Raw genomic sequence first — 21,372 nt, 5'->3', positions numbered from 1 at the left:
TCGACGCCTGGCCAGGAAACGAGACCTGCAACAACCTGATCGCATGGTGCTGGGACAAGGGCCGGAAGAGGCACCTGGTTGTCGTCAATTTCTCTGACGCCGGGGCAGAGGCGAGGATCAGGGTCCCAGGTGGGTTTTACGGGTTTGAGCGGCCTCTCGCGCGTGCGAAGTGCAGAGCGAGAAGCGCGCCGATCGCGGCCATCGATGCCAGGATTCCAGAGAGGACCCTGTCTCGCGGTCGAGGCGTCTCACGCGCAAGGGAGCATCCTCCGCCGCCTCCGTCGCCGCCGCAGTCTACGTCGTTCACGGTGAGGACCGCCGAGGCGCTCACCGGTTGAGATATCGAATCGCTGGAGGCGGTCGCCGTGTTCGTGATCGTGCCGGCAGCGGTCGGCCTCACGACGACGGCGACTGAGGCGCTGTCGCTTGCATTGAGCCTTCCGAGGCTGCATGACGCTTCGCCGGATTCGCACGCCCCTTGGCTTGCCGATGCCGAAACAAATGCCAGTCCGCCCGGCATCGTATCCATGACGACGACGTTTTCCGCAGCGCTGCTCCCGGTGTTCGTCACCACGATGGTGCAGGTCACGTCGATCCTGCACTGCGCCGTGTCGGGCGCCACCGCCTTTGTGATCGAGAGGTTTGCGGACACCGGCGCCGCGCTGCCCGTGCCGCTGAGCGCGACCCTCTGAGGGCTGTCGGCCGCATCGTCTGTCACCTCGATTGCGCCGGCCTTGGCGCCTTCGCTGCTCGGGCTGAACGAGGCGCTTATCGTGCAGTCGGCTCCGGCCGCCAGCGCTGCGGGGCAGTCGTTGGTCTGGCTGAATTCGCCGCTGGCCGTGATCGCGGTTATGTTGAGCGGCGCCATTCCGCTGTTGGTGAGGGTTATCAACTGCGGCGGGCCTGTGGTGCCGACCTCCTGGCTGCCGAAGTTGACGCTCACAGGCACGAGCCTCACGGAAGGCATGGGAGGCACGCCCTTGCCGCCGAGCGGCACGGTCTGAGGGCTTCCGGATATCGCGTCGTCGTATATCTCGACCTGCGCTGTCTTGTCGCCCACGAGTAAAGGTCTGAAGACCACGGTGACCGAGCAGGACAGCGAAGGCATGACGCTGCTGCCTGTGCAGCCGTCAATGGAGATTTCGAAATCGCCCGCATCGGCACCGGCCAGCATGACTGTGTCGACGTTGAGAACCGCCTCGCCGGTATTGGTCGCCGTGATCTCCTGCGGATCGCTTTCGCTGCCGACGAGCTGATCGCCGAAATCGATGTTCATGGGGAAGATCGCCACGTCGGACGCTATGCCGGTCCCGAAGAGGGGCAGAGTATCGGGGCTGCCCGATGCGGCGTCGCTTGTTATCTCCACATGCGCCTGCCTGCCGCCCACGCCGCCGGGCGAGAACTCGACGTCGAACGAGCATGTGTCGTCCTGCGCGACCGTTGCGCCGGAACAGCCGTCGCCCGCATCCGGGATCGTATAGTCGGCGGCAGAGGGCCCGGCCGGGACTATGGTCGCTATCGTCAGGTCCGCCCCGCCGACGTTCGTGAGCACGAAGGTCCTGGTGTCGCTTGTCCCGACGAGCTGTTCGCCGAAATCATAGTCCGCTGGATTGAGATTCACGTCCGAAATCCCGTTGCCGCTGAGCGATACGATCTGGGGGCTGCCGGATATCGCGTCGTCCGCGACCTCGGCCTGCGCCTCCTTTTCCCCGAGGCTGCCCGGCGTGAATCCGACCGCGAAGGTGCACGTGCCGGCCGGCGCCACGGGAGCGCCCAGGCATGTGTTTCTGGATATCGCGAAGTCCGCCGCGTCCGCGCCGGCTATCGATACGGACGAGACGTTCAGGTCGGCGCCGCCGGTGTTGGTCACCGTCACGGTGAGCAGCGGGCTCGGCCTGCCCACAGGCTGATCGCCGAAAGCGAGCTCGCCCGGCTCCGCCGCAGCGTCTGGGGCCACGCCTTCGCCTGTCAATCCGACGGTGACGACGATCACGTCGTTGGGGATGTCGACGCGCGCATCCTTGACGCCGACGGTCGCGGGCGCGAATACCGCATCAAAGGTGCAGGTGACCGCCGGCCCGAGCGTTTGGCCGGAGCACAGGTCGCTCTCCAGGCCGAACTCCGAAGCGTCGACCCCTCCGATCGCCAGGGCGCCTACGGTGAGATCGACGGCCCCCGTATTTTCCACGGTCACTGTGACAGGGGCGCTGCCGGTCAGAATGAGCTGATCGGGAAAGCTCACCGCTGCGGGGGTGACGCTCACGTCGCCCGAAGTGCCGGTGCCGAGGAGCGCCGAGACCAGGGGGCTTGCGGCCGCGGAATCGTGATGGACCTCGAGCAGGGCGCTTCTTCCGCCCACGCCGGCCGGTGAAAAGTCCGCTATGATGCTGCAGGTCTCTTCCGGCGCGAGGCTCTCGCCGGTGCAGCCGTCCGCCTGTATTGCGAAGTCGGCCGGGTGGTCGCCGGAGACGGCAACCAGGGATATGTTCACGTCCGCGGCGCCGCCGTTGGTCACGACGAACTCATGCGCCGGGCTCCTCTCGCCGATCGGCCGGTCTCCGAAGTCGTGCGCCGAAGGGGCCAGGCTCACGTCCGCTATGCCGTTGCCGCTCAAGGGGACTATCTGCGGACTCCCGGAGACCGCGTCATCCGATATCTCGGCCTGCGCGCTCCGCGGACCGAGACCTCTTGGCGTGAAGACGATTTCAAAATTGCAGCTGTCGAGGGGCGCGATCGCTTCACCCACGCACGTTTCGCTCATCAGCGCAAAATCCGAGGAATCGGGTCCGGCGATGTCGATTGCCGAGACATGCAAATCGGCGTCCCCTGTGTTGGTGACCTTGAACGCCTGCGCCGCGCTCGGCTTGCCGATCGGCTGATCGAGAAAATCCCTGGACGCCGGCTCGATGAGCGCGTCGGGGGCCAGGCCCTTTCCGCTCAAGGAGATCTTCGGCCTGCCGCGGTTGGTGCCCACGGTCAACGTGTCGGCAAGGTCGCCTGACTCGACGGGGCCGAATACGATGTCTATGACGCAGGTGGAGCCTCCGCCCGGCAGTTTGAGTCCGACCAGGCAGGTGGAGCTCTCCTCAACGATCGAGAAGTTGAGGCGCTCCGCAAACCTAATTGAATTTATCCGCGCAGATCTTTCGCCGGTGTTTGTGACCGTTATGCGCACGGCCTCCGACAAGTCGCCCACCCTGACGCTCCCGTAGTCGTGCGCTTCAGGCTCGGCTATGACAAAAGCGGGCGGCGCCGCCGATATCGACTGAACCAGCAATACAAGAGCAAATATCGCCGGAACGACATGGCGAACTCCGCTCCTCATAGTCCCCCCCGTGGAAAATCTGGTTCCAACCCTTTATCCGTGCATTTATCAGACCAAGCACCTCGAAAAATGTTGGCTGGGTAACTAATTGGAATTAATGGATAAAAAAGTGACGAAATCCGCATGCATGAGGCAAATTTGACCCTTTTACAGCCTGAGTTTTGACACCTTTTTTAAAATTCAGAAAACTCTCAAAAGGGCCAACAGGAGTGTCAAAAAAATGCCATGATCACCCCGAACCGCCGGCAGCGGGGCGACCCCTGGAAAAACCCCTTTGTTATAAATATGTTGCGGATGGGCGGCAACTGCGCGGCAGCCTGTGTCACTCTCTCGTGACTTGTATGCCCGTGACTACGCAGGTCTCCGAGCCGCAGTCGTTGCATATGGTGTCCGGATCGCAGGAACCGCAGTTGTCGACCGCAATGGATGCCTCGCCCTGTGTGCACTCCTCGTTCGTCGTGACTATGAGCGTCGCTATCTTCTCGTCGTAGCACGGGTCGTCTGACTCGAAGGAGAACGGGAAGGAGAAGCTCGCCACGTTGCCCGCTGTCTCGACCGCCATGCCGCTCTTGCTCCCGATGCTGCATGTCTCGTAGATGCCGACATTGTAGGTCGTGAAGCTCGCTTCGTATTTGCCGTCAGGCTTCTTCACCATCCAGACCGTGCTCTTCGTCTTTTGTCCTATGGGGCAGCTCGGGGCCTGTGCGAATTCATCGGTCAGCCACGTCCCTTCCGGGCACTCCGCGCTAGCGGGCGTGGGGCTGATCGTGACGCCGCTCGGCACGGTCACCCGGGCCGCGCCGGTGTCGAGCTGCACGTTGATCTGCCCGAGGCCCACCGTCCCGCTGGCCGTGACCGTCTGGCCGAACGAGCTGGCGTCGTCGTTTACGAATATGAGCGTGGCGACGCTGGCTCCGGCCGGATCGAGGATGAAGCACCCGAAAGTGGCGCTCGCGGCGTCGATCGTGAGGGTCACAGAGCCGTCAGCGCCCGAGGTCCCGGCTGCGCCAAGCGGCGGGGTGGAGAACGTGACGCAGTAGAGCTGGTATCCGACGAGGGGGTCGCCCGCTGCCTTTGCCTGGGCGACTTTTGCCGAGGCCGATCCCACCGGGTCCACGGCGCCCTCAACGAGAGTTCCGGAGATTGTGGTCGTGTCCCCCGGGGCCGGCCCTTCGCCCCCGCCTCCGCATCCGCCTGAGAGCGCAGCCACAAAGATGATCGCGATGATGGAAACGAAACGCTTCATAATGACCCCCTTTTTATTGATGCAGCATCTATAGCCGACAATCGCAGGGAAAGAAAGCGCCGAACCGCCGGCTGGCTCCACTTCAACTGCCTCGTGACCGAGATAGGGTTCGCGTTCTGAGACGGATTTGAGCTGCGCTACTTGAGTCTCCAGACCGCCATGTCGAGATTGCCGCCCGGGCCCTTGATGTGGCCCGTGGTAAGGATCCTGCCGCGGGAATCTATCGTAATGCCGCCGGCAGCGTCGTCGCCGCTTTTATCATACTCATAGACTCCGCCCTCTCCGAAGGCCGGGTCCAGCGACCCATCTTCGAGGTAGCGGTGGACCACCGCCTTTTCGCCCATCTCTCCGCCGACCACTATCCTGCCGTGCACGTCCTCTGCGATCCCATAGGCGATGTCCTCGTTTGCTGCGCCTGCGTCATACCTGATCTCCCCGGCGGCGCCGAAGGCCGGATCGAGCGACCCGTCTTCGAGGAATCTCCAGATGCAGAGGTCCTTGCCGCCACTTGCGTTGTCCCTCGACCCCGCTGCGAGGATCCTTTCCTCCGCATCGATCACAAGCGCCCTGATCGCGTCGTCCGTGTCCCCGGCGACCCTGGTCATTATGATCGGTGTGCCGCCGTTGAACGAGGGGTCCGGCGTGCCGTCGTCGAGGTATCTCCAGAGCGCAACCCTTCCCCTGGGCCAGCCTCCTTCCATGCTGGAACCGCCGATCACTATCCTTCCATCCGCATCGAGCTCAAGCGCAAAGCCGTAGTCGCTCCCGCTGCCGGGATTTATGTAATCCACGGGCACGCCGCCGTTGAACGCGGGATCGACCGTGCCGTCGTCGAGCAGCCTCCAGATGCTCATGTGCAGCAGCCAGTCGGCTGCGAAGAAGCTGATGCCCGCGATCACTATCCTCCCGCTCGGATCGACCTTGACGTCGTACATCCAGTCGTAATTTCCCCTCCCGCCCTCGTGCGGATTGGCAAACCGATAGATTCCGTCGCCGTCGAAAGTTGCGTCCAGCGCCCCGTCGGGGCCGTATCTCCAGATCGTCGCGGTGTTCACAAGGGGAGCGTCGTTGATGAACCCGGGCACGATCACCCTGCCGCTCGCGTCTATCGCAAGGGCATTGCCGTCCCAGATCCTGTCGGGCTTGCCTACGTCGTAGCTGGCAAGGCCTCCTGCGCCGAAGCCGGCATCGGGCGATCCGTCGGAAAGAAAGCGCCACAGCGCCATCTTCGAACCCAGGGCCGCGTTGAACTCATAGCCTGCGACCAGCGCCCTGCCTGAGGCGTCGTGCCCGACCGCGTAGCCGATTTCATCGAGGCCGCCGCCCAGATCGTCCGTGATCACTCCTTCGGCCCCGAAGGAGTCGTCCGGAATTCCTACGGTGTCGGGCATGGCGCAGACCTCGTCGGAGGTGTCGCCCTTTTCGCCGTCAAAGACGGGGACGATCCTGTAGCAGTATTCCACGCCGTTGTTGGACAGGCCGTCATGCACAAAAGGAGAGGACACGTCCTCGATCTCTCCGGCGGCCTCGGACAAAGCAATCACTGAGGCGCTGGCCTCCTCGTCCACTTGCCATGCGAGATTGAAGGAGTCCGCGTCGCCGGATACCACCCTCCACTCTATGCTGTTCTCGAGAGTCCACGGAGTCGCAGAGAGCGAGAGCACCACAGGGGTACGTGGCGGGACAGGCGGCGAGGGCCCCTCAGGGGGTTGCTCCAAGCCGCTGCCGTCTCCGAAATAATCGAGGCTGCCTGAACCGCATCCGGCCGCCAGTACGTATGCAAGCGGCACTACGGCCATCAAAATCATCGCTCTATGTAGAAGACACTTTTTCATCCTTTCCCTCACGGGAGATGACTACCCAAACAAGAGTTACAGCACAACAACAATGATGAGCAAATAGCATGCCATCTGCAGAGCGGGTTGCAAGTGCGCGTTAGCTTTTATCACATTGATTTATAAAGAAAATATAGTTTCGACAGGCATCGGCCGAGTCTGGCTGGGTTAAACTTTACCCGATGTGTCAAAATATTATCCGACAGCCTGATTTGGATCGTCGTGAAAAAAACCCTGCCGCATCGGCAGGGTTTTTTTGTGCATATTTTCCCGTCACCACGGGTCGCGGACCATCTCCGTGAGCTTGCGCGTGCCCTTCTCCCCGTCGGTGTAGGTGATCTTCGCCTTGTCGCCCTCTATCCTGTCGATGCGGGCCTTCCACCAGTTGTCGCCCTTCCACTGCGCCACGACCTTGTCGCCCTCCTTGAAGCAGGGCGGGGCGCTGGTGTCGGAGTAGATGTAGCGCGCGACCTGATCCTGCCTTTTGTTCCTTCCCCTGGTGTTGTCGGAGTAGGTCACGTCGATGAGGCCGTTTTTGCCGATCGAGTCGATCTTCGCCAGCCACCAGCTGTCGCCCTGCCACTGCGCCACGACCTTCATGCCGGCCTTCAGATCCGTCTTCTCCGGCTCTTTGCACTTCTCCGCCTGCGCGAGCACAGGCAGAGCGAACGCCGCTGCCACCAGCATCGCCAAAAGCTTCTTCATATTACCCCCTTTTCCGGGTTCCGCCTTTGAAAATGATTAGTTGGTCTTACTTCCGCTTTACGCCGATGCCGTATTCGTATTGCCACGGATTGGCGGCCGGGGCCTTGCCTGCAAAGATCATGGCGTCCGAGCCGACGAGCTGGACCACCGCGTTCTGGGGCACCGCATCTATGGTGGCGGGCAGCCGGTAGAAGCCGCGCCACAGATCGCTCAGGTCGGCCGTGATCACGATGCCCGTCATCACAGGATCCCTGCCGTTGTCCACGTCGACCGTGAAGGAATTCGCCGTGACAGCCGTGACCGTTATCGTTCCCTGCGTCGTTCCCTCCTCAGTCTCGGACCGGCGGCCGTAAAACAGCGTGTCGTAGATGTCTCCTACTGCAACCATGCCGGTCGGATCATATGTCGCGGGCTTGATCATGTTGAAGCGGATGCCCTTGTCCGGCCCCTTGTCGATGACGCCCAGCCCGGACTCCGTGAAATAGTATGTCCATATCTCGTCGCCCACCGTGAGCGTGAAGCCGCTCGTCTCCGCGTTGTACACGAGGTTGTCCACGTCCATGCCGGGGTCGAAGTTATTGGTCGTGTCAACGTCATCGAGGTCGTAGGGCAGGGTATTCCCTTCATTGGCTTTATGGCCCGTAACCACGCCGTCCGCGTCCACGTTCGACCAGACCCATTTCACGCCCTTCTCGTCGTGCCTGAACTGCGTGAGGATGTAGTCGTGGTTCTTCAGGATGGCGGCCGCCTCTGCGGTCGAAGTCATGTCCGGATCCACTATGACCGCAACGATGATGTCCTTCTCGTCAGTGGCCGGCAGAAACATGGTGAGCATGGTGTCCGCGACCATGAGAGCCTCGAACGAATTGCTGTCCTCGTCGGTGAATGTATAGCGGGTGCCGTTGGCCGTGTAGCTCATCTCCTTCGACCCCACGAGCGTGCCGTCGGTCTCAGAGCGCGTGATGGTCGCCTTGCCGACTGCCGGATAGTCCATCTTGATCACGAAGATGTCCCCCGCGGTCGCGGCCCCGCCGTAGGTCGCGGTCGGCTCAGTAGGCGTAGGCGTGCCGCCACCTCCGCCGCATGCGGCCAGACCGAACAGCAGAACCAATGCAGCACCCATTGCCACGATACCCCTGCCAAAAGTGCGCATACGCACCTCCTTTTAGTGGGGGATAATGTTCCTGATCGAGAGGGTTGTCAATTCGGTTCATGGACACGAGCTGTCACACGAGCTGTCAGACGGAGCAAGATAAAAAACAATAAGATCAATGAGTTAACTTTGCTCCGTCTGACGCTTTGACGCTTGTCTGTGTCGGCTCGGGCAGGATCGCCCGTTGACTCTATCCGTTTGACCTGGGACCCCCCGCAATGCGATAAGCGCGGGAACGACGAGGGGGAATCTATGAATAAGAAGCTGTGCCTGGCGCTGGCTGTGGCTCTTCTCTGCGGGTGCGGAGGGGGGGGCGGAGGGGGCGGCGACGACACCCAGACGAAGCGGCTGAGGGTCACCAACAGCTGCGCCTACGCCATCTGGATACAGCAGCAGAACATGCCGGCCTCGACCCCCGATGTTGTGAAGATCGAGCCGGGCGCATATCACGATTACGATATCCCGGAGGCTGGCCAGGCCTCCACCAGGTTCTGGCCCAAGAAGGGCTGCGACGCGAGCGGCGAGAACTGCGAGATCGGCCAGAGCTCCGACCCGTGCCCGGCCGGCGGTTGCCCGCCGCCTGTGGACTCCAAGATCGAGGCGACATGGGGCTGCACGCTGGCGGATGAGACACAGTGCGGATTCACCCCGCAGGGGGACAGGATGATCGACACCTACTGGAACTCGAGCGCCGTGGACGGATACACATTCCCGTTCACCGTGGCGGTCACCGGCGACACGCTGGACGACCAGGGTCAGCCCTGTTCTGCCGTGGACTGCGCGGCCCTGAGCCTTGCGGAGTGTCCGACCGCCGACGACTTGAGCGCGGGGCAGGGGGGCACGGTCTTTCCGGAGTATGCTGACGAAGACCTCAGGGTGAAGGAGGACGCCGGCGCCCCTGTTATCGGTTGCTATTCGCCCTGCAAGAAATTCAACTATCCCACATACGGAGGGCTGGGTCTTGGCGAGGACACGGACCCTCCGGTGATCTACTGCTGCCCCACGCCGCCAATAGGCGCCGAGGAGTGCAGGGCGGGCCCCGTGGTGGGCACCGGCTACGTGGAACACATCCACACCGCGTGCAAGAAGACCGTGTACGGCTACGCATACGACGACTCGATCGGCCTGCGCCGCTGCTCCGCGGGCACGAAGTTACACATGACCGTCGGCCCGAACTGTCCGTGAAAATTTGAATAGCCGGGGATCTATTTCTTCACTGCGCGGATTTCCTTGAGGACGAACTCCACCTCCCCGTCGGCGGTCGCTCCCAGGCCGATCACCTGGATCTTGCCCACGCGATCCACCTTCGGATCGAAGCTTCTGCCCTTCGGCGCGTAATCGATCTCTTCCCTGAAGGCGGTGAACGGGACGTACATGGAGGCGGCGTTGGATGCCGACGCCTCGTGAACGTAGATGCGGCGGTCGGTGTGCAGCTCGATCTTCACGCGGCCCTGCGCGCCCGGGGCGTCGATGAAGAGCCCGTCGTATTCCCTCTCGATGCCCCACGCGGGGTTTCGCCCCAGCCCTATCCCCACGCCGCCGAGATACCACTCCTTCGCGCGGCCCTCGCAGGCGTAGCCGCCGAAGAGCTTTCTCGAGCAGCCGTCGAACGCCGAGATCCACATGTTCGATTTCATCAGGTCCATGCCGCGCGCGAATTCCATCCCGCCCGGCTTCACCTCGAAATAAGAGGGGAGTAGGGGGGCGGGAGAAGCGGGCGGCATGACGTTCTCCGCGCGCCACTCCCTGTAGAGGCCGAAGAGGTCCTCGACCGCCCCGCGGGCCATCGCCATGCCGAACCAGGCCCAGCAGTCCCCGAAGTAGTCCAGGTCGCCCTCGGTGCGGACCTCGGCGAAGGTCCCTTCGCCGATACCGATCGGCCCGGGGACCTGCTGCGTGTGATACGAGTCGACGAGCCCGCCCAGCATCCTGGATGCGGCCTCGATGTCGCCGGCCGCGTAGAAGAAGCCGAGATAGATGCCGAGCGAAAAGGCGTTGGGTTCGGTGAGGTTCATCACCGAGAGCTCGGGCCCTGAGGAGGAGCCGTCTATGCCGAAGCCGGCCGGCAGCCTGCCGTGTTTCAGGAGATGATTCTTCAGGAACCCGTAGGGACCGAAGTCCTCCTTCGTTCCGGCGTCGTCCTGCAGATACCTGCGCGCAGCCTCGTTCCCGTCGTAGAGAAAGTAGGCGGCCTTCATCCAGAGGGTGCGCAGCCCGTCCCAGCCCGATATCCAGTCGATGGGATCGAACCACTCGTTGTCGCCGAACCCCGAGCCGTCGTATGTGAGCCAGTTCGGCGGCATGTTCGAGCTGCCCTCTATCCGCCTCGCCCTGAAGCCTATCGTCCTGCCGTTCGACATGTAGGGTCCGCCGGCCGATAGCGTGGAGTCGGCGCCGGCCACCGCCGCCTTCATGGAGCTCTGCTTGAGCCTCTGCCAGTCGGCCGCGTGAGAGGGGTCGAGCTCGCCCATCATGTCGTAGACCGCCTCGAACGAGTACGAGGGATTGATGCCGGATATCCGCACGAACTCGTCGCCGCCCAACAGATACGGCTCGCCGCCGATCTCGGCCACGTATTTTGCGCGGATGTCCACCGCGATATCCTCCGCCGCCGCGAGGTAATCCTGTCGTTCGGGCCAGAGCACCGCCGCCAATCTCAGCGAGGCGGCGGTGAAGAGGTCGCCGTCGGGGGCGCCGTCGAGGCCGTCTATGAAGATGCCGTCGGAACGATTCTTTGCGTGGTGGATCACCCCGGCGCCCGGCACGTATCGCCACGCGAGGAGCGAGTCGCGCTTGCCTTCCGGTATCGGGACGAGCGCCCCGGCGACCGGATCGTACGCAGATGCGAGGGCGCTGCGCTGCATGTTCCGCTCCGCCCATCCCCACGCCCTGTCGAAATTCTCCATCGCCCTGGTTTCGAGTTCGGCGTCGCCGCTCGTTCGGGCCATCGTCGCCATCAGGAGTTCCATGAAGAGCTTGTATCCCACCGTCTCTGAGACGGTGATGCGCTCGCCCCGGTTGCCGTCGCCGTCGAGGTCGTCGCCGTCGGCGTGGGCCAGCGGTCTGCCCGAAACCTCGTTCATGTGGAGTGCGTTGTGCTCCCACGCCTCGCGGAGCATGCAGTCCATCTCGTCCAGCTCTGTCCTCTTCCAGGTGACGGGCATGTCTTTTTCTCCCGGCGCGATGATCTCACGCAAAAAAAACAGGGAGGGGCATCCCCCTCCCTGTTCGAACATTTCAAATCGACGAGCCCGCGATCTAGCGCGCGAGGTTCATCTCCTTCTTGACCTGCCTCTCGGCCTCGAGCCAGTCCTTCATGTCGTTGCCGTTCGCGTGGCCCCTCTTGCAATACAGCTCATAGGCGCGCTTCCTGATCGCCTCGTACACCTTGTCGTCGGATACGTTCAGAAAAGTGCTGGCCCTGCCGGTGTTCCGTGTATCCCTGTTAGCCATGTTTCCTCCCTGCCGACCTCGTTTCGTGGTGGCTGTAAATTGTGGAAGGGATGCTAGTACGAAAATCCTGATTTTCAAGGGATTTTACAGTGGCAGCTTCCGATCAGGGCCTTGAGGAGAGTGAACGAACCTTATTTATTAATAATATCCATATGTTAGAAGCTGATTCATTTTGCTCCGTCTGACAGGGGCTCCAGGGGTTTTTTGCTCCGTCTGACAGGGGCTCTGTCCGACGGGGGGACATGGTTGGGTTTTCAACGGCCCGGGATTCGTGCTAAGAGGACCGATATGAAGAGACGCGGCCTGTGTATTTCAAGGGTCCTCGGCGTTCTCCTGGGCGGCCTTCTCGCGGCCGGCATTGTTTCGTGCCGCTTGGGGGAAGGCTCCGGCTTCAACCAGATAATGGCGCTGAAGCTCGATCAGTCGCTCTGCCGGTCGGTGGAGGAGCTCGAGATCCCGGGGGCGGTGATGGGCGTGCGCGCCCCGAACGGGTCCACATGGTACGGCGCATGCGGTTCAGCGGCACTCCCTCAGCAGATTGCGGACGCCTCGGGCAACGGCGCGGCGGAGGGCGAGCCGATGGCGATCGACCGCTTCTTCCGCATCGCCAGCGTCACCAAGACCTTCACAGCCACAATCATCCTCCAGCTGGTCGACGAGGGGAAGCTCAGCCTCGACGACACGATAGACGGGATAATCGCCCGATGGTTCGCCCCCGGCCATCTAGGCTTCACAATCCCTTACGGCGAGACGATGACGCTGCGCAACATCCTCGAGATGCGCAGCGGGATGGTGGACTCCCTGGCCACGCAGGAGGGGGCAACGATATTCGCCGGGCACCCGCTGGAGCAGGTCGACCCGGTGGAGATGCTCAGGTGGAGCGCAGAGAGCGTCGACCCGGCCCCGTACGCGCCGGACACGCAGTTTGAATACTGCAACACCAACTTCATCCTCCAGGGGATCATCATCGAGCAGGTGACGGGGAACTCCTATGCGAGCGAGGTCAATAGCCGTTTGCTTCAGCCCCTCGGCATGCACGACACCTCGCTTCCCGACAGCCCGGCGATGCCCGAGCCGTTCGCCCGCGGATATCTCATGGCTGACGGGCAGGTCGCAGACCTCTCTCTGTCGATGAACCCCGGCTGGGCCTGGGCCGCCGGGGGATTGATCTCCACCATAGGCGATATTCTCATCTGGGCGAAGGCGCTCGAGGAGGGGGAGCTCATCAGCCCCGAAGCCCAGCAGGAGAGGCTGCAGATGAAGGACGGACAGATAGAGACCTGGCCGGTCTCATACGGCCTCGGCATCTACGACGACAGCGGGGCTGTCGGTCATTACGGGACGTTCATGGGCTATTACACCTCTTACTGCATGCGGTACCGCGGCTACGACATCGTGGTCCTGGAGAACGGCGAGCTCGCGCAGGCCGGCGGGTCAGGGAGAAACCCAGCGCGCTCGATCTTCTGGAACGCGGTCAGGGACATCAGCCTTTAACGGCGAAACAATTTCTTTGTCGTCCCGTTTTTTGAAAGGTTGACTTGCAGGGGGTGCGCTATTAGTAAGAAATATCAGTTCAGCAGGTTCGCCGCTAACGCAATATATTCCTTCCGGGGAGGTAATATGAAGATTCGTGGCAGGGCTTTTCTGGCGGTCTTGGGGGCAGCGGCGGTCGTCGCGGCAGCAGTCGCTGGATGCGGCGGGGGAGGGGGGACTCCGAGCGATACGGTATCCCTCAACACGATCGGCGGCAGTAAGGACGTCCCGGTGGACAGCAGCTTTTCCTACACGTTCAACCAGATGGTGAGCACCGCCACCGTCACCGGCACGAGCTTCTTCATCACGCCGGTCCCCGCAGCGGCAGCTCAGACGGCCAAGGACGCCTACGACGATACGGTCTGTAACCCTGCTGGGGCTGTTGCCGCATCGATCAGCTGTCCGAACATGACCGAATGCGTGCTCGATCCGGCAGCGGACCTCGCTGCAGGCACGCAGTATGCTGCCTGCCTCTCACAGGCGATCAACTACGCAACTGGTACGGCGTTCGAGGGTTTCACGGCAATCTTCACAACGGCCGGCGGGGTCGCCCCCGGCGCCACGGGCAAGCTCGTAAAACTGGACGGCACGGAGATCGAGTTCACGGCAGCTCCGATCCCGCGCTCTGTGAAGGTGAAGTATATCCCGGACACACCGATCACCGACGCTGCGGCACAGCAGGACTTCGAGGCTGCGATAGAGCTGAAGGACGGCGCCGGCACCGCGGTCGCGGGGGCGTACGCCTGGGCGGCAGACGGCACATCCGTCCTCTTCACGCCTGACGCGCGGCTCGGGTATCGCACTACGCACACAGTCTATGCCTCCGGAACGGCGGTCGCCGGCGCATCGTTCACGACGCTGACCAGGAACGACATAGACGGAGACGGGTATGCGGACCTGCTCGTGGGTGCGCTCTATGCCGGTTCTTTGACGCGCGACGGCAAGCTCTACATCTTCTACGGGACAGCTACGGGCATTCCGACCTGCGACCTCTCGGCCGCATGTGCTCCTGGCGCGTCGTTCGCGGGTGCGCAGCACGATTACCTGGCTGTGTCGAATAAGATGGTGGGCGACGTGAACGGCGACGGCTACGAGGACTTCATCGTGGGTGCGCCGCAGACATCGGGTACCCGCAAAGGCAAGGCTTATCTCTTTGCAGGCGGAACTGGCCTCACCGGCACGCTCGACGCATCGGACGCCCTCGCCACTATCAGCATGGGCGCAGCAGGCAACGACGACCTCGGCTATTCGGTCGCAGGTGCTGGCGACATGAACGGAGACTGGTACGACGATGTGATCGTCGCTGCCCCGCTGACCGGCGGCGACGGCAGTGTGCACATCTTTGCGGGCGGCGCTTCCCTTGCGGGCGCGCTCGACGTGGCGAATGCTACCCAGTCGATTGCTGGCCAATCCGGCGATGTCCTGGGGATGATGCTCGACGGAGCGGGCGACGTGAACGGCGACGGCCTCGATGACATCGTCGTCGGGTCGGACAAGAACCGCGCCTACGTTTTCTACGGCGCCGCGGCCCTTGCAGCCACGCGTAATGCTGCGGCTGCCGACGCGATCATCACCGGAACGGTCAAATTCGGCAACACCGTCGCTGGCGCAGGCGACGTGGACGGCGACGGCATCGCGGATGTGATGGTGGGCGAGCCGGTCGTCAATGCCGGCAAAGTCTACGTATTCCCGGGAAATGTGCTGGCAGGCACCACGCTTACCCCGGCTTCTGCGTCGACGGTCATTTCTGAAACCAGCGGAAACGACGACAAGTTCGGCAACACGCTCACTGCCGCAGGAGATGTCGACGGCGACGGCAAAGACGATTTATTGATCGGTGGCTTTACAGCTACACCTGCTGCAGATCCCGGCGCAGCATACGTTTTTCTAGGAAAGAATCTTGCGGCGGCTCTTACCGATGCGCAGGCCGACACCAAGATCCTCGGAAACATTGCCAACTTTGATCTCTTGAGCCTAGGGCTGAGCGGTGGAGTCGATTTCAACAACGACGGGTTCGACGACATCGCACTCGGCGCACCTCAGTACTGGACACCCACTAACGGTCTTACCTATATCTTCAACGGCTCTGCAGCAGGTATTACGTCGTGCACTTTCACAGCGCCTGCTACGTGCAGCCCGGCCGCCACTATCACGGGGGCGACCAAGGATGCGCTGGGGTTCATGGGGTCGACATTCTACCCGTTGCCCTGATCAGTTTCTCTTGTGACGGAAAAAAGACCGGCGGCGCTCAATGCGCCGCCGGTCTCTTCTTTCAGGGCAAGGTGGTGCACCGTCCAAGGGGAAAGGGATCACTTCGTCCTGATGCGATCCGCACCCACCCACTCGTCCCAGGAGCTGTTGTAACCGTCGTAGTGGATCTTCCAGGAGTCCTTTTTCTTATTCACGCCGATCACGTGGGCATCGTACCATGTGCCCTTCCACTTGATCGATACCGCGTCGCCCTCCGAGAACGAGGCGGGTTTGGCCGTCGCGGCGGCGGCGACTGTGCACTTGATCCGCTCCGGGCTTACCCACTCGTCCCAGGAGTTATTGTAACCGTCATAGTGGATGTATGCCTGATCGCCCTTCATCTTCTTTACCGAGGCCGGATACCAGCTCCCCTTCCAGAGAACCTGCGCCTTTGAGCCGACCTTGCACTCAGCGCGGGCATGGGCGGCCAGAGCGAGGGCGAGCAGGGACGCGAGAACTGCCAAGCATATCACCGTCTTCTTCATACGACCTCCTTATTGTTCACCGCCGTTTCAATTGTTTATATGCAGGATCTTCGCGCCGTCGAAGCCGTTGAACTTCGTCGACGACGCCACGCTGTACGCGCCGATGTTTCCGGTGTAGAGGAAATCGCCGATCTGGAGGTCGGCGGGCAGCTGCTCGGAGAGAGATATCTTGTCGAAGCTGTCGCAGGTGGGGCCGACCACCGCGCAGACCTCGGTCTTCCCCTCCCGGAAGGCGTGGAAGTTCGGGATCCAGTGGTCGAAGACCACGCCCGAGAAGGTGTGATAGACGCCGTCGTTGATGTGGTAGAAGACCTTGCCGTCGCGGCGCGCCTTGCCGATGATCTCGGCCACGAGCGTCGCCGCGGTCGCGACCATGAACCTGCCCGGCTCCGCGATTATCTCCGCGTCCTTCGGGAAGAGCCTCGCGCACTCCGAACCGATGATCTCCGCGAGCCTCGCGAATTCCGGGACCTGCGCGTCGTAGGGCGCGGGGAATCCGCCGCCGAGGTCGACTATGTTAAACTTGTAGCCCTTCTTGCGCGAGTCGTGGAAGATCTCCGAGGCGAGCTGGAGGGCGGCCACGTAGTTGTCGAAATTTACGCACTGGCTGCCCACGTGGAAGGAGAGCCCCTCGACCGAGAGCCCCAGGTCGAACGCCTCCTTTATAAGGTTCGCCGCGTCGGCCGGCTCCGCCCCGAACTTCGATCCCATCTCCACCTGGGAGCCGGTGTCCGGGACCTTGAGGCGCAGCACCAGCCCCGCGCTCTCGCAGTGCTCCTTTATCTTCTTGAGTTCGTCCCTGTTGTCGTAGGTCATCAGGGGCTTGTATTTCTTTATCTTCTGCAGCGTGCCCCTGTCCTTGATGGTGTTGGAGAAGATGATCTTGTCCCAGATGTAGAACTCCTTCTCCTTCTCCTCGAAGAGGACGAGGTACTCGTAGACCTGCATGAACTCGTTGTAGGAGGCCACGTCGAAGCTCGCCCCCTCCTTGAAGAGGGTCTTTATGATCTCCTGGTTGGAGTTCGCTTTCACCGCGTAGTAGCACTGCACTCGCGGCAGGTGTTTCTTGAACGCCCGGTAGTTCTCCCTTATCCTCTCGTGGTCCACTACGAAGAGGGGAGTGCCGTGGTGCTTCGCCAGCTCCAGGAGCCTGTCTTTCATCTCTTCCCCCCTCTATGACCCGAGTTTCCTTATGAGGCCGCGCAGGTGTTCCACTTCCTTGTTGTTCTCCAGATACGACTCTATGAGCTTCTTGCGCAGCTCCTCGCCCCTGTCGTAGAGCCTCTTCTGTTTCTTGGGCCTGGTCGTCTGTATGGTGTAAGCGACCATCATCGGGAATGCCGCGGTCACGTCCAGGTAGGCGGTCACCGTCTCGTCGAGCTGGTTCGGGTCGATCTTGCCCCAGCTCGCGGCCTCGGAGGGCGGGGCGCCCGAGAGGCCTCCGGTGTCGGGCCTGGCGTCGGTTATGTTGATGTCGTAGTCCTGGCCCATCTCCGGGATCATGAGCACTTCCTGGATCTGCGGTTCGGTCTGGAGCATGAAGTTCTTGGGGCTCCCGCCGCCGATGAGGATCACGCCGGTCTTCCCCTTCTCGTAGCGCTTCGCGTTGAGGATGATGGCGGTCGAGTCGTTCACGTCGATGCTCGGGTTTATCTTGAGCCTGAATTTATTGAGGAGCCCCGAGGCCTCGGCCAGAAGCTCCACGCCGGCCACGTTCATGCCGATGGTGGAGTCGCCGGGGGATGAGGTGAAGATCGGGATGCCGTTGCGGTATGCGGCCGCCACGATGCTCACTTGGCCCAGGCTGTTCTTCCTCTCGTATTCGTCCAGCAGCCTGCCGAGGTGGTGGTAGAACTCCCGCGTGCCCATCTCCTTCTGGAACTCGGGCCGCACCAGCATCTCGCGGAGCCTGCGGTCGGTCTCCATGAGCACGTCCTCGTAGTCGAAGAGGATGTCGTAGATGCGGGTCACGCCCTTGGCCCGCAGGTCCGCGTCGTCCACGTTGTGGCTGCCCCGGAAGAGCGGCAGGTCGAACGCGTAGTGGATGTCGTGGTACATGTTGGCGCCTGTGGCGGAGATCCAGTCCACGAAGCCGTGGTTCATGAGCGGGATGACCGAGGAGGGCCCCAGCCCCGCAGGGGTGAGCGCGCCGGCCAGCGACAGCCCCACGGTCACGTCGTCCTTCGAGTAGCGGTCCCTCATCAGGTGGCACGCTGTCCGGAGCCTCCCCCCGTTGTAGGCGTCCATGTTGTCGATGAGCTCTGTGATGCTGGTGGCGCCGCTGATCGGCTCAGGGAGGATCCTCTTCCCTGAGAGGTATTTGGCCTTTCCGGGGCAGCCCCCTTTTTTCTTATCCATGTCTTCGCTTCCTCCTGAGACAAAAAAACGTAAAGATATCTGAATATTGCGAAGCTGTATATCCGGGGGCCCCTCCGAAAACAAGGGCAAATTTCCCCCGCCGCCGCCCGGGGCCTCCGCCCTGCAACCCTTGCCGTGCGGCCGTTTGCCGGCAGATGCGCCGCCGCGTTGCGGACGATTGTCATCTGCTGCCCGATGGTGTATCAAAACTCAAAGGGGGAAGGCGCGGGATGCACAAGGGGCCGGCCAAAAAAAAAGGCGCGTCGATCAAGAGGCTGTTTCTGATCTTCTGCGCCATCACCATATTCATCATAGGCCTGGTGATCGCCAAGACTGCGGGGCCTGAGACCTGGCACGCGATCAGGGAGATGAACTCCTCCTACCTGCTGCTCGCCCTGATTCTCGGGGCGGCCATGATATCGCTGAACGCGGTCATAATAAAGGTCCTCGCGGCGGCCGCTGAGACGAGGATAGGGTTCCTCTACGCGGTCGAGACCGTTCTCTCCTACTGGTTCCTCTCTTCGATATCGCCCACTGTGACCGGCGGCGAGCCGCTCATGATATACATGCTAACCAAGAAGGGGGTGCCCTTCGGCAAGGCGCTCACCATCGCGCTCGTCCGCGGCTTCCTCGTGCTCCTCGTGATAGCGGTGGCCGCACCTTCGATAATCTATTTCCGCGGCGATCTCATAGAGAACGTCTATCTGAGGAAGTTCTTCTACTCGATCGCGGCCGTCATATCGCTGGCCGTGGTCTTTTTGGCGTACGCGTTCCACAATCCGCGGAAGATCGAGAGGCTGATCCGCCGGGTGCGGCTGAGGGCGGCGAAGTGGAAAATCCTCTCCCGCTACGCGGAGACGATCGAGAAGAAGATGGACACGTGGATCGACGACTTCGTCGCCTGCCTCAAGAGCTTTTTGAAATACCGCAGGAAGACGATCCTCGCCGTGGTGGCGCTCACGCTGCTGTCGATGGCCGCCAATTACCTAATAGCGTACGCGATCCTCGCGGGGCTGGGCTTCATGATATCGCCGCTGGTGGTGGTGATGATCCAGTTCGTGCTCTACTTCTTCCTCTATTTCACGCCCACGCCCGGCGGGTCCGGGGTGGCGGAGGGCGGCTCCTACATAATGTTCGCCGCCTACGTGCCGACGCACCTGCTGGGGGTCTTCATAGTGCTGTGGCGGTTCTTCACCACGTACCTGTGGATGGTGCTTGGGGGCGCCTTCATCACGAGGTCGATCGGGCTCAACATCGTGGAGAAGATCCCGTCGTCGATGCTCAGCGAGACCGCGCATCATCCGGTGAGGTGAAGGGGGGCTTCTGCCGTGCACTACCTGGACGAGACGCACATCTTTCTCTTTCTGATCCAGGTCCTCGTCCTGCTCGCGCTCACCCGGGGGCTGGGGGAGTTCCTCCGCAGGAGGGGGCAGCCGGCCCTGACCGGCGAGCTGCTCGTGGGCGTGGTGCTCGGGCCCACGATACTCGGCCGCTTTCTGCCCGGCGTGCATGCGGCGATTTTCCCCGCCGATGTCCTGCAGATGAACATGCTCGAGACCATGGCCTGGATCGGGGTTCTGTTTCTGCTCCTCGACACCGGGCTCGAGATAGACTTCTCGGTGGCGTGGCGGCAGAGGGGCAACGCGCTGGTGATCGCCTTCTCCGACATCGTCATCCCCATGCTCATCGCGTTCGTGCCGTGCCTCTTCCTCCCCGCGCACTATCTCGTCGATGCGGACCACCGGATACTGTTTGCGCTGTTCATGGCCACGGTCATGACCATAAGCGCGATGCCGGTGGCGGCGAGGATCCTGCGCGACCTGAATCTCCTCAAGGCCGATCTGGGATTCCTCATCATGTCCGCGCTCGCCGTGAACGACATCGTGGGATGGGTGCTCTTCACCATAGTCCTCGGCCTATTCTCGCAGGCTGCGGTGAGCGTGAAGGGCGTTTTCATAATCTTCGCGGCCACGGTCGGGTTCGCGGCCCTGGCGCTCACCGCGGGCCGCTATCTCTCGGCGGCGGCCCTCGGCGCGCTCAGGCGCAGGCAGATGCCGGAGCCGGGCTCGTCGCTGACCTTCGCGTGCCTGCTGGCGCTTCTGTTCGGCGCGATAACGCAGGGGCTGGGGATCCACGCCCTGTTCGGATTCTTCATAGCGGGGGTAATGATAGGGGAGGCCAAGAGCCTCTCCGAGGAGTCGCGCAACATCATATCCCAGATGGTCCACGCGATCTTCGTGCCGCTCTTCTTCGCGAGCATAGGGCTCAAGATCGATTTCGTGAAGGGGTTCGACCTCTTCCTCGTGGTCTTCATGTGCGCAATCGGGATCGCGGGACGGTATGTGGGCGCGTGGATCGGAGTCTCGCTGACCAGGGTGCCTCGCCTCAACAGGCGCATCATCTCGATCGCGCACACGCCCGGCGGGATGATGGAGGTCGTGGTGGCGTATCTGGCGCTCGAGAGCGGGATCATAAACGACACGGTCTTCGTGGCGATCGTGTTCAGCGCCGTGTTCTCTTCGCTGGTGGCCGGGCCGTGGATGCGCCGGGCTCTGGGCCGCAGGGCGGCGGTCCGCGTATCGGGCTATCTGGCGGGCGACATGGTGATACCGGCGCTGGCGGCTCAGGACCGCGCGGGCGCCATCAGGGAGCTGGCCCGCAGGGCGGCGGTCAGGCTCGGGCCCGGTATGGAGGAGAGGATAGCGGACGAGGCCATCAGGCGCGAGGAGGAGTACGGCACCGCGGTGGGCTGCGGGGTCGCGCTCCCGCACGTGAGGATGGAGGGCGTGGTCGAGCCGATCGTGGCGTTCGGGAGGTCGAGGTCGGGCATCTACTGGGACGCGCCTGACGGCAGGCCGGTGAACCAGGTCTTTCTCCTCGTCTCCCCGGCGGACCTCAAGGACGTCCACGTGGACATCCTTGCGATGATCGCGAGGGTCATGCAGATGCCCGGGAGCCGGGTCGCGATAGGCAGGTCTTCCGACGAAGATCTCGCAAGGACGGTGCAGGCTCTCTTCGCGTGAGTCGGC

At 62.4% G+C, this 21,372-nt stretch carries 15 protein-coding genes; 5 read left to right on the top strand and 10 right to left on the bottom strand.

Annotation, left to right across the window (positions count from 1 at the left end; genetic code table 11):
* Positions 1-136 precede the first annotated feature (136 nt).
* The 5 genes from JXA24_06575 to JXA24_06555 form a co-directional block, all read right to left on the bottom strand.
* Positions 137-3,325: a choice-of-anchor D domain-containing protein gene (locus JXA24_06575; protein MBN1283417.1), complete on the bottom strand. Its 3,189-nt coding sequence runs from the start codon at positions 3,323-3,325 to the stop codon at positions 137-139.
* Positions 3,326-3,647: 322 nt separating this feature from the next.
* Positions 3,648-4,571 carry a hypothetical protein gene (locus tag JXA24_06570; GenBank protein MBN1283416.1) on the bottom strand — a complete coding sequence of 308 codons (924 nt, stop codon included), beginning with the start codon at positions 4,569-4,571 and terminating at the stop codon, positions 3,648-3,650.
* A gap of 137 nt (positions 4,572-4,708) precedes the next feature.
* Positions 4,709-6,370 (bottom strand): hypothetical protein, encoded by a 1,662-nt coding sequence (locus JXA24_06565; protein ID MBN1283415.1) that lies wholly within the window; start codon positions 6,368-6,370, stop codon positions 4,709-4,711.
* Positions 6,371-6,679: 309 nt separating this feature from the next.
* Positions 6,680-7,111: a hypothetical protein gene (locus tag JXA24_06560; protein ID MBN1283414.1), complete on the bottom strand. Its 432-nt coding sequence runs from the start codon at positions 7,109-7,111 to the stop codon at positions 6,680-6,682.
* Between the two features lie 46 nt (positions 7,112-7,157).
* Positions 7,158-8,264 carry a hypothetical protein gene (locus JXA24_06555; GenBank protein MBN1283413.1) on the bottom strand — a complete coding sequence of 369 codons (1,107 nt, stop codon included), beginning with the start codon at positions 8,262-8,264 and terminating at the stop codon, positions 7,158-7,160.
* Between the two features lie 252 nt (positions 8,265-8,516).
* Between JXA24_06555 and JXA24_06550 the strand changes: the two genes are divergently transcribed.
* Complete coding sequence (locus JXA24_06550; protein ID MBN1283412.1) at positions 8,517-9,449, top strand: hypothetical protein; 933 nt, start codon at positions 8,517-8,519, stop codon at positions 9,447-9,449.
* 20 nt (positions 9,450-9,469) lie between these two features.
* Here the strand turns inward: JXA24_06550 and JXA24_06545 are convergent, their stop codons facing one another.
* Positions 9,470-11,428 (bottom strand): hypothetical protein, encoded by a 1,959-nt coding sequence (locus JXA24_06545; GenBank protein ID MBN1283411.1) that lies wholly within the window; start codon positions 11,426-11,428, stop codon positions 9,470-9,472.
* 94 nt (positions 11,429-11,522) lie between these two features.
* Positions 11,523-11,717: a DUF2934 domain-containing protein gene (locus JXA24_06540; GenBank protein ID MBN1283410.1), complete on the bottom strand. Its 195-nt coding sequence runs from the start codon at positions 11,715-11,717 to the stop codon at positions 11,523-11,525.
* 288 nt (positions 11,718-12,005) lie between these two features.
* On the opposite strand from JXA24_06540, the gene JXA24_06535 reads away from it, so the two are divergent.
* Positions 12,006-13,211: a beta-lactamase family protein gene (locus JXA24_06535; GenBank protein MBN1283409.1), complete on the top strand. Its 1,206-nt coding sequence runs from the start codon at positions 12,006-12,008 to the stop codon at positions 13,209-13,211.
* A gap of 126 nt (positions 13,212-13,337) precedes the next feature.
* The gene (locus tag JXA24_06530; GenBank protein MBN1283408.1) at positions 13,338-15,461 is read left to right on the top strand and encodes an FG-GAP repeat protein; all 2,124 of its coding nucleotides are present in this window, start codon (positions 13,338-13,340) and stop codon (positions 15,459-15,461) included.
* A gap of 98 nt (positions 15,462-15,559) precedes the next feature.
* Here the strand turns inward: JXA24_06530 and JXA24_06525 are convergent, their stop codons facing one another.
* Genes JXA24_06525 through JXA24_06515 form a run of 3 tightly spaced genes read right to left on the bottom strand, consistent with a single transcriptional unit; the run spans position 15,560 to position 18,343 of the window.
* Positions 15,560-15,985 carry a hypothetical protein gene (locus JXA24_06525; protein MBN1283407.1) on the bottom strand — a complete coding sequence of 142 codons (426 nt, stop codon included), beginning with the start codon at positions 15,983-15,985 and terminating at the stop codon, positions 15,560-15,562.
* Positions 15,986-16,012: 27 nt separating this feature from the next.
* A complete protein-coding gene (locus tag JXA24_06520) occupies positions 16,013-17,146 on the bottom strand; it encodes a type III PLP-dependent enzyme (protein MBN1283406.1) in 1,134 nt (377 codons plus the stop codon).
* Positions 17,147-17,158: 12 nt separating this feature from the next.
* A complete protein-coding gene (locus JXA24_06515) occupies positions 17,159-18,343 on the bottom strand; it encodes a deoxyhypusine synthase (GenBank protein ID MBN1283405.1) in 1,185 nt (394 codons plus the stop codon).
* A 230-nt stretch (positions 18,344-18,573) separates the two neighbouring features.
* On the opposite strand from JXA24_06515, the gene JXA24_06510 reads away from it, so the two are divergent.
* Together JXA24_06510 and JXA24_06505 are read left to right on the top strand one after the other, a co-directional pair.
* Positions 18,574-19,656: a flippase-like domain-containing protein gene (locus JXA24_06510; GenBank protein ID MBN1283404.1), complete on the top strand. Its 1,083-nt coding sequence runs from the start codon at positions 18,574-18,576 to the stop codon at positions 19,654-19,656.
* Positions 19,657-19,671: 15 nt separating this feature from the next.
* Positions 19,672-21,366 carry a cation:proton antiporter gene (locus JXA24_06505; GenBank protein ID MBN1283403.1) on the top strand — a complete coding sequence of 565 codons (1,695 nt, stop codon included), beginning with the start codon at positions 19,672-19,674 and terminating at the stop codon, positions 21,364-21,366.
* Positions 21,367-21,372: the final 6 nt, after the last annotated feature.

It is taken from the genome of Pseudomonadota bacterium, assembly GCA_016927275.1.
Taxonomy (GTDB): Bacteria; UBA10199; UBA10199; order 2-02-FULL-44-16; family JAAZCA01; genus JAFGMW01.
The sequence above is the reverse complement of the archived record's forward strand: the minus strand, read 5'-3'. Positions and strand labels throughout refer to the sequence as shown.